Source organism: Paenibacillus sp. FSL E2-0178, from assembly GCF_038593005.1.
Taxonomy (GTDB): Bacteria; Bacillota; Bacilli; order Paenibacillales; family Paenibacillaceae; genus Paenibacillus_AQ; species Paenibacillus_AQ phytohabitans.
On record NZ_CP151953.1, the window covers coordinates 6,804,453 to 6,820,481 of the forward strand.

Here is a 16,029-nt window from a genome sequence, read left to right on the forward strand (position 1 = left end):
TAATGATGCGGATAATAAATAAAACGAGAAAAATCACGATGTTTTGTTTGGTGTTTTGCCTGTTCCTGATTCCTAATATGGTCAGTGCTGCAACTGAAAATCTTTCTGTCAGCAATGTGTTTCCAATGGAAACACGGTATAGTCAGACCTTCACACCTAACCGGCCAGATTTTAAAGCCATACTCAATGTAAATTCATTGTCCGGACTTTCAAGTGGCAGTAATCTGAAAGTAACCATTCAAAAATATAATCCATCTACCGGTCTGTTCGAGGATCGGGGGGATGTTTACATCTCCTCCAATGGGAGTAACACTTTTTATTCTACAGATAACGGGATTCTTCACCGCCTTAAAATAACAACGACAAGCAGCTCATGGGTTAATTTCTATGCAACGATAAGCTACTAAGTGTTTAACGTGTAAGGGTGTTCCATAAGCCAATATATTAAACAGAACACGTCTTCGATTATTGGAGATGTGTTCTGTTCTGTAGCTAGTCCACCAAATTGGAAACGTTTCAAAATAACTATTGAAACGTTTCCAATTTGGTGCTATTATATTTTCCATAGAGAGTTTGGGGGTGTTAAATGACAAGCATTAAAGATGTAGCCAGCTTAGCCGGCGTTGCTGTAGGTACCGTGTCCAGAGTCATTAATAACTCCGGCGCTGTGAAACCCAAGACACGTAAAAAAGTAGAGGAAGCCATACAAGAACTGAATTATTTCCCTAATGAAGTGGCCCGGAATTTCAAGATGCAGAAATCCAAGATGGTAGCGTTGCTGCTCCCGAGCATCTGGAACCCATTCTTCTCAGAATTGGCTTATTACATTGAGGATGAACTGGACCGGGAAGGCTTCAAGCTTATGCTGTGCAATAGCGGTGGCAAACCAGAGAAGGAACTGTATTATCTGGAAATGCTCCGGCAGAACAAAGTGGCTGGTATTGTTGGGATAACTTATAACGATATCGAGAATAATGTCAGCAATGACATTCCAATTGTGAGCATTGACCGGCACTTCAACAAGAAGATCACCTGTGTAACATCGGATAATTATGAAGGTGGACGGCTGGCTTTACGGGAGCTCGTTAAAGCAGGGGTAAAGAAACCTGCGTTTCTGGGAAGCGTCACTTCTGTATTCAGTGAAACGATGAACAGGAGAAAGGGATTCATTGATGAGGCAGAGGCTTTGGGAATCGACTATATAATCTATGAGAAGCCGGACCCCATTGTGGATGATAACGCCTATTTTAACGAATTCCTGAATGAGCATGGCGACGTGGATGGCATTTTTGCGATTACCGATATGTTAGCTGCCAATTATATTGAAAGAGCCCGCAGGCAGGGCAAGCGTGTTCCGGAAGATATCAAGGTTATCGGGTACGACGGGATTCAGGATAATCCTTATTTCCATCCAATCTTATCAACGATCAGGCAGCCGGTGGAAGAAATGGCACGTATGACAATCAGACTTCTCTATAACAAGATCGAAGGTATACCCTTAGACAAGCAAGTGTATCGTATCCCTGTTATGTTCAAGCAAGGTGAAACTACATGATCCCTGGGGGATCGGAAAACATCAGCTCATCCGGTATGGATTATAAATAAACTGACGTTTTTCTTTCAAAATTGGAAACGTTTCAAAAATAAATTTTAAGCCTGCATAGATTATTTTAAAATAAAAAAATCGCTTCTTACCCAAAATTGGAAACGTTTCAAATTTACTGATTACTTTTACATGAAAGGGAGAATACACGTGAATTCAACAACCAGCGGGGCAGTGATCAAACCAAAACGGAAAAGATGGGGCCGGGTCAAACGCGACTACGAACTATACCTGTTTTTACTGCCGATCATTATCCTGTATCTCGTATTTAAATATTACCCGATGTACGGGGTGCAAATTGCCTTTAAGGATTTCTCGCCAAGTCAGGGAATCTGGGGAAGTGAGTGGGTAGGATTTCAGCATTTCGCAGACTTTTTTAATTCCTACAACTTCTGGACCATTATCAAGAATACGCTTTCCCTCAGCTTCCTTTCGCTGTTATTTGGTTTCCCGGCTCCCATCATTATCGCCATTATGCTAAATCAGATGATGGGCAAATCATACAAGAAATTTGTGCAGACTGTAATCTATGCCCCTCACTTTATATCTACCGTAGTCCTGGTCGGAATGCTTAATGTCTTTCTGTCGCCGAACAGCGGAATTGTGAATCACCTCATCACCTGGCTTGGAGGAAATCCCATTCTGTTTATGGCCGATGCAGGCTGGTTCCGTCCTTTGTATATTTTATCCGGGATCTGGCAGGAGACAGGCTTCGCCACGATTATATACCTGGCTGCTCTTGCCGGGGTCAATCCCGAACTGCATGAAGCTGCAACTATGGATGGGGCGAATAAATGGAAGCGGATACTCAATGTGGATATTCCAAGTATTTTGCCTACAATCGTTATTCTGCTAATTCTCGCACTCGGAAACATTATGAGTATCGGGTTTGAAAAAGCATTCCTTATGCAGAGTGATTTGAACTACGCCACCTCCAATATTATCCCTACTTATGTATATGAAATGGGGATTCAGAAGGCGCAATACAGCTTCTCCACAGCGGTTGGCCTGTTTAACTCACTGATTAATATTATCCTGATTTTCACCGTTAACCGGATCGCCAAAAAGCTGACAGAAACCAGTCTGTGGTAAGGGGGAGTTTATCTATGAATCAATTATTGAAGAGAAAGAGCAGAGGGGACATATGGTTTGACATCATCAACTATTTTATGCTGACCGTAATTATGCTGCTTGTATTATTTCCACTGTACTTTGTACTGATTGCCTCATTTAGTGATCCCAATTATATCTACTCAGGTGAGGTCTGGTTGTTTCCGAAAGGCTTCACACTGGACGGGTATGAGCGGATATTCAGTGATTCCTCCATATGGATCGGGTACGCCAATTCGCTGATCTATGCGACCCTCGGAACATTAATCGGAGTAGCGGTGACTGTGTTTGCAGCCTATCCGTTAGCCCGCAGAGAACTGGCCGGAAAGTCGCTGATTATGTGGTTTTTGCTGGTTACTATGTTTTTTAGCGGCGGGCTGATCCCTACCTATCTGCTGATCAAGGATCTTCACCTGCTGAATACGATGTGGGCTCTAGTCATTCCAGGGGCGGGTGGTGTATTCAACGTCATCATTGTAAGAACCTTTTTTCAATCGTCCATCCCGGATGAAATGTGGGAAGCGGCATCGATTGACGGATGCTCCAATACAAGGTTCTTCTGGAGCATTGTCCTGCCCTTGTCCAAGTCCATCCTGGCGGTAATGGTGTTATATCATGTTGTCGGCTTCTGGAATGGGTTCTTCGACGCTTTGATCTACCTTAATGATGAGAGCAAGTATCCGCTGCAACTGGTGCTCCGCAACATCCTGGTTCAGAATCAGGTCAACTCCGGCATGATGATCGATGTGGAATCCTATGCAGCCAAGATGCGTGTTACAGAACTAATTAAATACGGTGTCATCATGGTATCCAGTCTGCCGCTGCTTATCTTGTATCCTTTCCTTCAGAAGTACTTTGTTAAAGGTGTAATGATCGGTTCGATCAAGGGGTGAGGCTGACAGGGACTTGAAAGGGGGGATGTACTGGATTAGGTGAAAACTGGTGGACAGCAACATATGATTTTCGCTTGTGGAACGAAATAAGGGGAGGTTATGTAGAATGAAATCTGTATTCAAAGGTGCAGGAATTGTAATGCTGGCCGGAGCATTTGCTATAAGCGGATGTTCGGGAAATGGTAATGGAGCTAATAATCAGTCAGGTAATCAGAATCAGGAAGCGAATTTCAATCAAACGGGTCTTCCGATTGTTAAAGAAGCGGTGACTTTAAGGATGGTATCCCCGAAAGCTGCATTGGCACCGGAATTTCCTGAAATGGAAATTTTCAAGCGTCTGGAAAAGGACACCAATGTAAAAATTAACTGGGAGAACATTCCTGATACCGATTATACAGAAAAGAAAAACCTGTTGCTGGCGAGCGGAGATTTGCCGGATGCCTTCTATGCAGCCGGATTCACGGATTACGAGTTAATCAATTATGGTAAGGACGGAACTATTATTCCGCTGGAGGATTTGATTAATCAGTATGCGCCTAATTTGAAAGCGCTTCTCGACCGTCGTCCTGATATCAAATCCTCGATCACAGCACCGGATGGGCATATCTACGGACTGCCATCCTTTGAAGAGAATAACCTGGGGACCAATCCCTTCTTCCACGTCATCAATAAAACCTGGCTGGATAAGCTGGGGCTGAAGGTACCACAAACACTGGATGAATATACGGAGGCCCTGCTGGCATTTAAAACGCAGGATCCGAATGGCAACGGGAAGCAGGATGAGATTCCGCTAAGCTTCATGCATATGCAGTGGTGTATGGATATTGCCGGACTATTCGGGGCCTTTGGACTTCCGGATAATCTGGAGCACCGTGTTGTGCGTGACGGAAAGGTGATTTTTACCGCAACTCAGCCTGAGTACAAGGAAGCTCTGAATTACTTCCATGAAAAATGGTATAAGCAAGGCCTGATTGATCCAGAGTCCTTTACCCAGGATGCAGCACAATATCTGGCCAAGGGCAAAACAACGGATGAGACACTGGGATCTTATGTCTGGTGGGAAGTCGAAGAAGTTGTCGGAACCGAGCGTGCCAAGGATTATGTTCTGCTGGCTCCACTGAAGGGACCAGAGGGGAAACAAAGTATTGGACGCGCTAATGGCGGCGGCCCGGGACGCGGATCGTTCGTTATTACCAAAGCGAACAGCAATCCGGAAATCACGATGCGCTGGATTGACCAGCAGTTCGAACCTTATATGGCTGCTCAAATTCACTGGGGTCCGCTGGATATCGTGTACAAGAAGGATGAAAACGGAAAACTCGTAAATCTGCCGCTTCCTGAGGGAGCCTCTGCAGGTGAATTCCGTCAAAAGGTTGCTCCGGGATCGGGGGCACCTGGCGTCATTACTTTCGATGACTTCGGTAAAGTCGTAGATATGGAACCGCGGGCCCAGCAGCGCTCTAAAGATCTGGAGCAATATTATGATCCGTATATGGAAAAAGAAAATTATCCGAACATCTTCTTTGAGCAGGAGGAGTTGGACAAAATCAACAAGATTGAGCCTGAGCTCATTAAGTATGTAAATACCCAAAGAGGAAGATTTATTGTGGATGGCGGTGCAGATAAAGGCTGGGACAGCTACCTGAAGACACTGGATAAGATGGGCTTAAACGAACTCATGGAAATTTATCAAACGGGTCTGGACCGTTATAACGCGAATCTGAAAAAATAAATAAATAGATGATAGGTGGGGAGAAACTGTGCTTGATGTTATCGCTATCGGAGAAGTGTTGATAGACTTTACTCCGGCAGGGCGTTCGGCCGGGGGAAACGAGCAGTTTGAATGCAATCCGGGAGGGGCTCCGGCTAACGTAGCAGCTGCGCTATCCCGATTAGGAGCCAGAACAGCTTTGATCAGCAAGGTCGGGGAGGATTCATTCGGTTCCTTGCTGCACCAGACACTGCTAAGTAGCGGAGTTGATGTCTCCGATGTAACTTTTACAAATGAAGCGGGCACGACGCTGGCTTTTGTCCATCTGGATGAACAGGGAGACAGATCGTTCAGCTTCTTCCGGAAGCCGGGGGCTGATACCTTCCTGCACGCGCAGGATATCCCGCTTGAGCGGATTGGAGCTTGCCGTGTTCTGCATTATGGCTCGTTGTCCATGACCCATGAACCTGCTCGTACCGCAACAAAGGCAGCAGTGCTCAAAGCTAAGGAAGCAGGAGTGATGCTGTCGTTCGATCCGAACATCCGGTTTGCGTTATGGGAGAGTAAAGAGGAAGCCAGACAAAGTATTTATTGGGGCATGAATTACGCCGATATCCTGAAAATTTCGGAAGAAGAGCTTTCTTTTATAACAGGGACCAGCGATGTTGAAAAAGGCACACTTGAGCTACAGCAGCAATTCGAAATCGCCTTAATCATTGTGACTCTAGCGGAAAAAGGCTGTTACTACCGTATGGCTGGTCACGCTGGATATGTGCCTGGGGTTAAGGTCAAGCCCATCGACACGACTGGAGCCGGTGACGCTTTTCTGGGGTGCCTCTTGTATAAGATCCTGGAAAGTGGAAGTTCATTGCAAAATCTAACAAACCAGCAAATGAGCAGCATGCTGACCTTTGCTAATGCTGGCGGAGCGGCAGTTACAACACGAAAAGGGGCTCTTATGTCTATGCCGACAACAGATGAGATTAACCAGATGATAGAGTCCAGTAAAGAGAGTAATGCCGATCGCTTCAGACCGGGCTTTCATTTCTCACCTCCTTCCAATTGGGCGAATGATCCTAACGGATTAGTCTACTTTGAGGGAAGCTATCATCTATTCTATCAATATCATCCTTACAGTAATAAATGGGGACCCATGCACTGGGGACATGCTATTAGTGAAGACCTGGTTCACTGGGTACACGCACCTGTGGCTCTATTCCCTGATGAGCATGGGGCCATATTTTCTGGCTGCTGTGTAGTGGATTGGAATAATAGCAGCGGTCTATTCGAAGATTCGCATGGACTCGTTGCCATCTTTACCCATGCAGATACCCATCCGGAGACGGGGCAGCCGCGCCAGCGGCAGAGCCTGGCATACAGCAGGGATAAGGGCAAGACCTGGCACAAGTATGACGGAAATCCGGTGCTCGTCGAGGAAGAACTGATAGACTTCCGGGATCCAAAAGTGTTCTGGCATCCGCAAAGTGAGCGGTGGGTTATGGCTATTGTTGCTGGAGATCATGCGCGATTCTATCAATCTGCTAATTTGCGGGAATGGTCGCTGACAGGAGAATTCGGCAAAGGTGAAGGCTCACACGATGGTGTGTGGGAGTGCCCGGATCTGTTTGAATTGCCAATTGATGACACTGGACGTTCCAAATGGGTGCTTGTTATAAGCATTGGAGATCATCCAAACTGTCCGGAAGGATCACGCACGCAATATTTCATAGGGGATTTCGACGGGAATACGTTCATTAACGACAATCCTGCTGATCATATACTGTGGCTGGATTATGGCAGAGATAACTATGCGGGAGTTACCTGGTCCGATATTCCGGAGCAGGATGGACGCCGCGTAATCATCGGATGGATGAGTAACTGGAAATATGCTAACGAGACACCTACCGGCTCCTGGAGAGGCGCAATGACTTTGCCCCGCACCTTGTCCTTGACCAGTAAGGACGGAAGTATCGTGCTGTGCCAAATGCCTGTCCGGGAAATTGAGCAGCTGCGCAATGAATCAATGAGCTGGAACAATGTCACAGTTACGTCAGAGACTCCTTTTATACAGCAGATGAAGAGTGAACTGATAGAGATTGAAGCTCAGATTAATATCCAATCCGGGGATGAAGTATGTATCCATCTGCAATCTGGCGGACAGAGCGGGGTTATAATCGGATATGATCCTGCAAAGGAATGGCTGTTCATCGACCGTTCCAAAAGCGGTCAGACTGATTTCCACCCGGCATTCGCAAGCCGTCACGGTGCCAGCTTGGCCGCTACGAACGGGAAGCTTAATCTGCACATCTGGCTGGATCGTAATGCAGTTGAAGTTTATGCGGATAATGGCCTGGTGGTGCTGACGGATCAGATTTTCCCGGACGCTCCAATTGAGAATATTCAGGTGAGCACACGAGCAGGACAGGTTGTCCTGAACTCGCTTCAAATCCATACGCTGAAGTCCATTCAAATTCCGAGTGTTAGAACAGGGCAGACTTCAGGGAGGAATGAGGCATGAGCAGCCAAGCTGTCAACCGGGGACTAATGATGTATTGGGCCTTTGATGAAGGAACCGGAGCCAGTGCTCTGGAGAGCGTTACTAAGACGGTAGATGAGATACATTATGTATTTAACAATGCGGAGTTTACCAACCCTTCTACTCCGCCGTGGAGACAGGGAGTGTTGGGAAATGGCCTCTTCTTCGATGGTTACTCAACATATATCGCCCATCCTGTCCACGGGGAAGAGCATAACGGAGAGCCGGAATTTCTATCGGCTCTCAGCATTGGGGTTTGGGTTGCTCCGCGGACGTATGAATGGGGATATGAAAGCAAGCTCGCAGCTATCGTGAACCAACACAATATGGATAATAAACAGGGATTCCTGCTTGGCATGTTCCGTCACGGCTCCTGGTCCTTCCAAATCGGACTTGAGGGGGGAGACTGGGCAGAGATCTGGTCTCCGGACGGCTGTGAATTGCCGAAGAATGAGTGGTCTTATCTAAATGCTGTATTCAATGGCGACGATGGGGAAATGAAGCTGTTTCTCAACGGTAGAGTAATCGCTTCGTCTGCTGTGCCCCGCGGTTCCCGTATAGCCGCTGCGGACACGGATCTGCTTATTGGCAAGAACAATCACAGCAGCAGGCTTATCGAAGTGTTCAACCTTCATATGTTCGGCGGGATCATGGATGAGTTGAAGATTTATAACCGGGCCTTGAGCAATGAGGAGGCTGCCGCTTCTTATCAGGAAGTGTTGGATTCCGCACATGGAGGCGTCCGGCCGCAGTTGAACTATGACGACATCAAGCTGGATCGTACACCTCTGCTGACGGACCGGCACAGACCGCAGTATCATGTCAGCCCGCCGGCACATTGGATGAACGAGCCTCATGCGCCAATATATTTTGAAGGGCAGTATCATTTGTTCTATCAGCACAACCCGCAAGGACCGTACTTTCACCATATCCATTGGGGACATTGGGTGAGTGAAGATCTGGTACATTGGCGTGATCTTCCTGTGGCTCTGTCACCTGAGAAGGATCAGCTTGCACCCGACGGAATCTGGTCGGGAAGCGCGGCCTATGATGCGGACGGACTTCCTGCCTTGTTCTTTACAGCTGGTAATGACAGTGCTTCGCCGAATCAGAGTGTGGCGCTTGCCCGTAGCACTTACCCGCAGGATGGAGACCCGGATCTGATAACGTGGATTAAACATCCGGAGCCGCTTATCGTTCAGAAGCAGGGAATGGGCGCATTCGGAGATTTCCGTGATCCGTTCGTATGGAAGGATGAAGAGGGCTGGTATGCCCTGGTCGGGTCGGGAATTGAAGGTGAAGGCGGGGCAGCGCTGGCATTTGCCTCAGAGGATATGCTGAATTGGACATACAAGGGCCCATTCTTTGAAGCGGATATTCAGAAGTTTCCTTATCTTGGGCCTATCTGGGAGCTCCCTGTACTTCTTCCCTTAGGCAATGACAAGCAGGGGGACAACAAGCATCTTCTGCTGGTTAGTCCTGTGGGAAAGGGTGCGGATGTTGAGGTCTTCTATTGGATCGGACAGCTGGACAAGAATGAGCTGTCATTTATCCCGGATCAGGAAGAACCGCAATTGATAGATGTCGGTGATTTTCATTTCACCGGTCCGAGCGGCATGGTGGATCCGAAGACCGGCCGGAATATTGTCTTTACAATTGCGCAGGGCGACCGTACATCGGAGCTGGAATACAAATCGGGTTGGGCTCATAACGGCGGTTTGCCGTTAAGCGTGTATTTGCGGGAGGATGGACGGCTGGGCATCGAACCGATTCAGGAGCTGCAATCGCTGCGGGGCGAGAAACGGTTATCGATCTGGGACAAGTCATTGGCAGAAGCTAATGTCCTGCTTAAGGATGTACAAGGCGACATGCTTGAAATTCAAGTGGAGCTGGAGCCGGGCAATGCTGGACAACTCGGAATCAAGGTCCGGTGTACACCGGATGGAGAAGAAGAAACCCTGCTGTATTACGATTTCAATGAAGCTAAGCTCCTGGCCGACCGCACGAAAACGACACTGCATCCGGGTGAAAAGTGTAGGGGGATTCAAGGAGGCAAGCTGGAATTGTTAGGAGAGAATCTGAAGCTGCATATCTATGTGGACCGCTCCATGGTCGAAGCTTATGCCAACGGGTTGAAAAGCCTGACGACCCGGGTATATCCAAGCCGTAAGGATGCATTAGGGCTTGAGCTCTGGGGGGACGGCAAGACATTGGTGAAGTCTATGGAAATATGGGATATGCAGTCTAGTTGGTAACGCGGGGCGCTCCGGCGCTCCTTACCCCATGAAGAAAACAAAACCTCAGTCATGTAAACCGCTATATGGAAGCGCTTCATTATTTGATGTGAAATAAAAGCGACTAAGGAGGCTTGTTAATGAGGGACGCCAAAAGTAATAAATCTTGGATCTCCAAAATAGTTGTTGGGGTAATGGCTCTTCAGCTTATGGCTCCGGCAATCCAGGGTGCAGCCGCAGCAGGAGTTGTATTAGAAGGCGGGGAAGCTTCTGTTCCACAGGTGGACATAGGATCGTCAGTTACGGATACGGTCTATCAGAGTTCTTTGGGACTGTCAGTTACGGATGCAGTCTATCAGATTCAGAACCCGGGTTTTGAGGAAGGTGATATGTCAGGCTGGACGGTTGTCAGAGGACAAGCATTCGGTCAGGATAGTGTATCGGGTGAAACCACCTGGTGGGCGGAACAAATTCCGTACAACCAGGAAGGGGCCTTTCATCTGAACGGCTGGAAGCATGACGAGGCTGCGACCGGTGTGCTCCGTTCCAGCACCTTCGAGCTCGGGGGCAGCGGCTGGATCAGCTTCAAGCTTGGCGGTGCGAAAAATCCAAGCAAGGCTTATATAAATGTCGTGGAGGCTGAATCGGGCCAAGTGATTGCGAGGTATGGCAACAGCGCCTTTGCTGATGTCGGATTCCCGAATCCTGCACAAGGCTTGCGGCTTGCCAATATGGAGCAATATAAGGCGGATTTGTCGGATCATTTGGGCAAAAAGCTGTATGTGGAAATCGTTGATAATGCTACCTCGGATTGGGGAGTGGTATTTGCGGACGCCTTCTTCATGTACCATGAAGCCGAGCCGGCTGAAGGAATTGCCGCCACGGATATCAAGCCGGATTTCAAACGCTATCAAATTGAGAATCCCAGCTTTGAAACCGGGAACTTAACAGGCTGGACGGTTGAAGAAGGAGAAGCGTTTGGTCCGAACAGCGTGTCGGACGAAACCACCTATTGGGTTGAACAAATCCCGTATAACCAGGAAGGCACTTATCATTTAAACGGACTGAAGTATAACGAGACTGCGACCGGGAAGCTTCGTTCCAGTACCTTCGAGCTGGGCGGAACAGGCTGGATTACCTTCAGACTGGGCGGAGGCAAGCATACAGATCAGGTGTATATGAGTGTTATCGATGCGGATACAGGAAACCTGATCGCCAGATACGGCAACAGCGAATTTAATGAATCAGGGTTTCCGGATCCGGCACAAGGCCTGAGACTCGCGAATATGGAGCAATATAAAGCTGATCTCTCCAAGTACATCGGGAAGAAGCTGTATGTGGAGATCGTTGATAATGGGTACGCAGATTGGGGAGTAATCTTTGCGGATGCCTTTCACACCTTCAATGAACTGGTACCTGAAGAAGGAGTGATGGCAGATAATATAATGCCGAACGAAATCCGGAATCCCGGGTTTGAAATCGGGAATTTGGAGAGCTGGGCTGCCCAGGGCAGCGCTTTTCAAGTGAGCAATGATGCCCAGGCTGGTAAAGAAGGTAACTATTATGCCAAATCCTCCTTGGAAGGACAGGGCTCGATTACCTCTAGTACCTTCACACTTCAGGGAACCGGGACTATTAACTTTACGGTAGTAGACATCGTCCATCCGGAGGATGCCTACGTTGCACTATATGATGCCGGCACGAACACGCTGCTTGAGAAGACCGGGAACGTCAGTGCGAATGAGCAGATATCCTGGAAAATGCAGAAGCACTACAATAAGAGGCTTTATATCAAGGTTATTGATCAATCCAATCAAGCCCGTATTTCCGTTGACGCTTTTCAAGCGAATAATACAGGAACCATTTTCTACATGAGCCTTGATGAAGGCGCAGGAAAAAAGGCGCTTGAGGAAGTAAGCAATCTTGAGCATGATGTAAACTATGTATTTAATGACGCCAGATATATGGACTCCAAAGATCCAAGATGGACTCCGCGCGGAGTAAAAGGCGGGGCCTTGCTATTCGATGGATACTCAAATGATATTGAGGTCGACGCAAAGGATACCGTTCCTGTAAGTGACGCGTTAACGCTTGAAGCCTGGGTTGCCCCGCGCAGCTACGAATGGGGAGACGGAAACAAGCTGTCTGCTATCGTAAACCAGTCCGATCAGGATAAGACGGAAGGATTCGCTTTGGGGATGTACCGGCATGGTACATGGTCCATGCAGGCCGGAATTGGCGGACAGTGGATTCAGGTATGGGTCAAGGACCATCCGCTCGAAAAATACAAATGGAATTACGTTGCAGCTACGTTCGACAAAAAGGACGGAATTATTAAATTATATCTAAATGGTCAGGAAGTAGCTTCTCAGGCAACTCCTGTCAACGTTCCGGTTACACCTTCTACGGAAAAACTGATTATCGGAAAAAACAATAGATCTGCAGAGTTTGCAGGATTGTTCTCCTACAATATGTTCAGCGGACTTATCGATGAAGTTAAAGTGCAGAACAAAGCGCTTACGGGTCAGGAGATCCTTGCTGAATACGAGACTGTAAAGTCGCTTCACGGCGGCACGGTTCCTGAGATTCCAAATGGCGATATTGATGAGGACCCAAGTGTGTTTGACGGTGATCAGCACCGTCCGCAGTACCATGCGATGCCTCCGCAAAACTGGATGAATGAAGCGCATGCACCGATTTATTATAACGGCCAGTATCATTTATTTTATCAGCATAACCCGCAAGGTCCATTCTGGCATCAAATCCACTGGGGACATTGGGTGAGTGACGATATGGTGCATTGGGAGAATGTGAGGCCTGCACTTGCGCCGGAAGCGGGTACTCTTGATCCGGATGGTGCATGGTCTGGCAGCGCAGCTTATGACCGTGACGGCAATCCCGTGCTTTTCTATACTGCCGGCAATGACGCTTTGTCACCCAATCAAAGAACAGGCCTGGCGACTCCGGCAGATCTGTCGGACCCTGATTTGGAGCAATGGGTGAAATATCCTGAGCCGGTGACGGAGCAGAACGGGAATGGCATTCATAATGAGTTCCGCGACCCTTTTGTATGGTATGACCAAGAGACAGATAAGTGGTATCAGCTGGTGACATCCGGCCTTCAAGACTTCAGCAGCGGTACAGCTCTGGTGTATGTGTCTGACGATATGTACAACTGGGAGTATAAGGGGCCTTTATACGTTAGTGACAGAAATCTTTATCCGGAGCTCGGTACGGTATGGGAACTGCCGGTATTATTGCCGCTGGGTGAGGATAGTACAGGACAACAAAAATACATTTTCATGGTTAATCCCCATGAGAAGCCGGAGCAGGTTCCTCCAGCTGATGATGTGCTAAGAGATGTTGAAGTCTTTTACTGGATTGGAACCTGGGATAGAGATAACTTCAAGTTTATACCTGATCAGGACGCACCCGCCAAAATGGATGTGGGAGATGGATATTTAACCGCCGAGAGCGGGATGGTTACACCTGACGGAAGAACGGTCGTATACTCCATGGTGCAAAATGTAAGAACGCCGCAGGCTGAATATCAGGCTGGATGGGCTCATAATCTGGCACTGCCCGTTTCCCTGAGCCTGGATGAACACGATGAACTTCGCATTGAGCCCATTGAAGAATTGCAGAGTCTCCGGGGAGATAAGGTAGTTGATTTCACGGACGAAAATTTGGCTGCCGCCAATCAATTGATCCGGAGTGTCAAAGGCGACATGCTGGAAATTGTGATGGAAATTGATCCGGGTGAAGCCCAGAAATTCGGTCTCAAGGTACGTCGCTCCGATAACGGCCAGGAGGAAACACTGATTTACTATGACAAGACGAACGGGACCTTCAATGTGGACCGGACCAAGAGCAGCATTGACCCGGATGTGCGCGTAGACGGGATTCAAGGCGGGGCCGTGGATCTGGACGGAGAGAATCTGAAGCTGCATATTTTCCTTGACCGTTCGGTTGTTGAAGCCTTTGCCAATGATAAGAAAAAGCTGACAACCAGAGTCTATGTAGGCCGGTACGATTCTTTGGGCCTGCAGGTTTGGGCTGACAACGATATTACAGTCAAGTCCATGGAAGTATGGAATATGAATGCCTTGACGGGTGAACCGGCTGCTCCGGTCGATGTGCCTGACAACTGGGACAATTCGGTGTATACCGATATTACGGACCTGCCTAACCATGATTTTGCTACAGGAGACCTAACGGGCTGGATTACTGAAGGAGACGCCTTCCAGGATGTCCATGTGACCGATGCCCAGTTCTTCTGGGACACGATCTACTTCAATCCGTCGCATAAAATTCCGGGCGGCTATCATTTATGGGGCTTTAACGAAGAAGCCGGAGGTGACAGCTTAACGGGAACGCTGAAATCACAGAATTTCGTCCTTGGCGGGAACGGCAAGCTCAATTTCCTGGTTAGCGGCGGGCGTGATATCGATAAGCTGTATGTTGCGCTAGTCCGGGCATCTGACGGCAAAGAGCTGTTTAAAGAGACTGCCACGAATTATGAGGAGTATCAGCGTAAGATATGGGATGCTTCGCAGTATATCGGCGAGGAGCTCTACATTAAGGTAGTTGACCAATCCACAGGCGGGTTCGGACATATTAATGTCGATGATTTCAATGTGCCGGTTAAGGTGCAGAATGGGGTGAATCCGACTGACCCGACTGATCCAACCGATCCAACTGACCCTGCCGGTCCACCTGACCCAACCGGTCCAAGTGAACCAAGTGAACCAGCCAACCCGACTGACACAGCCGTTCCAAGCAGTCCTCCGGGTAAACCGGTGGTTCCGGCAAGCAAGCCGGAGAGTCAGAACAGCCTGTTATTCGAGTTGGGAAAAGGCGAGCGACAGGTACTATTCCCTGCGACTCTGGCAGCCAATGACGGTAAGAATGCGCTGAAGATCAAGCATGCAGATGTGGAGATTGAAGTTCCCGCAGAAGTATTGAAGGATTTACAGGCAATGGTTCCGGACAGTGAGCTTGGGCAGGCGAAGATCTCTTTTGAAATGGAACCTTTAACCTCAGAGCAGAGCAAAGAGCTGGTTGGGCAAATCGGACAAAGAAATCAGGCAGCCATTTCAGTGGCTGGAGAGATCTACGAATTCAAATTGTCTATTGTAAAGCCCGACGGAACGAAGCTGACGCTTGAGAAGTTCTCCAAACCCATCACAATCAGATTGGGCGCACAGGGGAATACTTCCCGCCAAGATATAACGGGCATTTATTACATCCCAGATGACGGCAGACTGGAATATATGGGTGGAACCTATGCGGACGGTAAATGGACGGCAAAGGTGAGTCATTTCAGCAAGTTTGCCGTCCTTACTTATGATAAATCCTTTGAAGATGTGAATGCCTCTTATTGGGCCTATGACGTAATCAAAAGAATGGCTGCAAAGCAAATTGTCCTGGGTGTGAGTGAGACGGATTTCGCACCGAAGCAAAAGGTAAGCAGAGCGGAGTTCGCTTCCCTGATCACCCGGGCACTTGGAATAACAGGGACGAACTTAACCGCATTCAAGGATGTAGAACCTGAGCATTGGTATGCTTCTTCTATTGCCGCAGCATACGAAGCGGGGATTGTAACGGGAAGAAGCACAGACACCTTTGCACCTGAGGAAACGATAAGCCGTGAAGAAATGGCATCCATGATCAACAAGGCGTATCTGTTCCATACAGGACAGAATCCTGTCTTCGGTCAAAGGAGTAATTTCAAAGATGCCGGTACGATTAGTGCATGGGCTGTAGATGCAGTGGCTGCCTTACAGGAGCTCGGATTAGTTACCGGGCGCGGCAACCAGTTATTCATGCCACATGAAACGGTAAATCGTGCGGAAAGCGCGCAAATCATCTCGCTGTTGCTGGATAAAGTCAATAAATAATGGCTAAGGGAAAGCCGGGGAGGCAAGGTGATGTCCGCCTTC

8 protein-coding genes are annotated in these 16,029 nt (G+C 48.2%); all 8 read left to right on the forward strand.

All coding sequences use genetic code 11. From position 1 onward, the window contains the following. The first annotated feature begins 2 nt into the window (after window positions 1-2). The gene (locus tag MHI42_RS29565) at window positions 3-407 is read left to right on the forward strand and encodes a hypothetical protein (protein WP_342421473.1); all 405 of its coding nucleotides are present in this window, start codon (window positions 3-5) and stop codon (window positions 405-407) included. Window positions 408-586: 179 nt separating this feature from the next. Continuing rightward, window positions 587-1,555, forward strand: coding sequence for a LacI family DNA-binding transcriptional regulator (locus tag MHI42_RS29570; RefSeq protein ID WP_342421474.1), 969 nt, complete (start codon window positions 587-589; stop codon window positions 1,553-1,555). Between the two features lie 180 nt (window positions 1,556-1,735). Beyond that, window positions 1,736-2,695 carry an ABC transporter permease subunit gene (locus tag MHI42_RS29575; protein ID WP_342421475.1) on the forward strand — a complete coding sequence of 320 codons (960 nt, stop codon included), beginning with the start codon at window positions 1,736-1,738 and terminating at the stop codon, window positions 2,693-2,695. A 14-nt stretch (window positions 2,696-2,709) separates the two neighbouring features. Continuing rightward, entirely contained in the window at window positions 2,710-3,606 is an 897-nt protein-coding gene (locus MHI42_RS29580; protein ID WP_342421476.1) for a carbohydrate ABC transporter permease, read from the forward strand. A 106-nt stretch (window positions 3,607-3,712) separates the two neighbouring features. Beyond that, on the forward strand, window positions 3,713-5,338 hold the full coding sequence (locus MHI42_RS29585) for an ABC transporter substrate-binding protein (protein ID WP_342421477.1): 1,626 nt from the start codon (window positions 3,713-3,715) through the stop codon (window positions 5,336-5,338). Window positions 5,339-5,366: 28 nt separating this feature from the next. Beyond that, window positions 5,367-7,835 (forward strand): PfkB family carbohydrate kinase, encoded by a 2,469-nt coding sequence (locus MHI42_RS29590; protein WP_342421478.1) that lies wholly within the window; start codon window positions 5,367-5,369, stop codon window positions 7,833-7,835. Continuing rightward, a complete protein-coding gene (locus MHI42_RS29595; protein ID WP_342421479.1) occupies window positions 7,832-10,108 on the forward strand; it encodes a GH32 C-terminal domain-containing protein in 2,277 nt (758 codons plus the stop codon). Before MHI42_RS29590 ends, MHI42_RS29595 begins: the two co-directional genes overlap by 4 nt. 119 nt (window positions 10,109-10,227) lie before the next feature. Next, window positions 10,228-15,987, forward strand: coding sequence for a GH32 C-terminal domain-containing protein (locus MHI42_RS29600; protein ID WP_342421480.1), 5,760 nt, complete (start codon window positions 10,228-10,230; stop codon window positions 15,985-15,987). Window positions 15,988-16,029: the final 42 nt, after the last annotated feature.

Coding starts and splice junctions, on each gene's coding strand:
- MHI42_RS29565 (WP_342421473.1), top strand. CDS start 3: ATGATGCGGATAATAAATAAAACGAGAAAAATCACGATGTTTTGTTTG.
- MHI42_RS29570 (WP_342421474.1), top strand. CDS start 587: ATGACAAGCATTAAAGATGTAGCCAGCTTAGCCGGCGTTGCTGTAGGT.
- MHI42_RS29575 (WP_342421475.1), top strand. CDS start 1,736: ATGAAAGGGAGAATACACGTGAATTCAACAACCAGCGGGGCAGTGATC.
- MHI42_RS29580 (WP_342421476.1), top strand. CDS start 2,710: ATGAATCAATTATTGAAGAGAAAGAGCAGAGGGGACATATGGTTTGAC.
- MHI42_RS29585 (WP_342421477.1), top strand. CDS start 3,713: ATGAAATCTGTATTCAAAGGTGCAGGAATTGTAATGCTGGCCGGAGCA.
- MHI42_RS29595 (WP_342421479.1), top strand. CDS start 7,832: ATGAGCAGCCAAGCTGTCAACCGGGGACTAATGATGTATTGGGCCTTT.
- MHI42_RS29600 (WP_342421480.1), top strand. CDS start 10,228: ATGAGGGACGCCAAAAGTAATAAATCTTGGATCTCCAAAATAGTTGTT.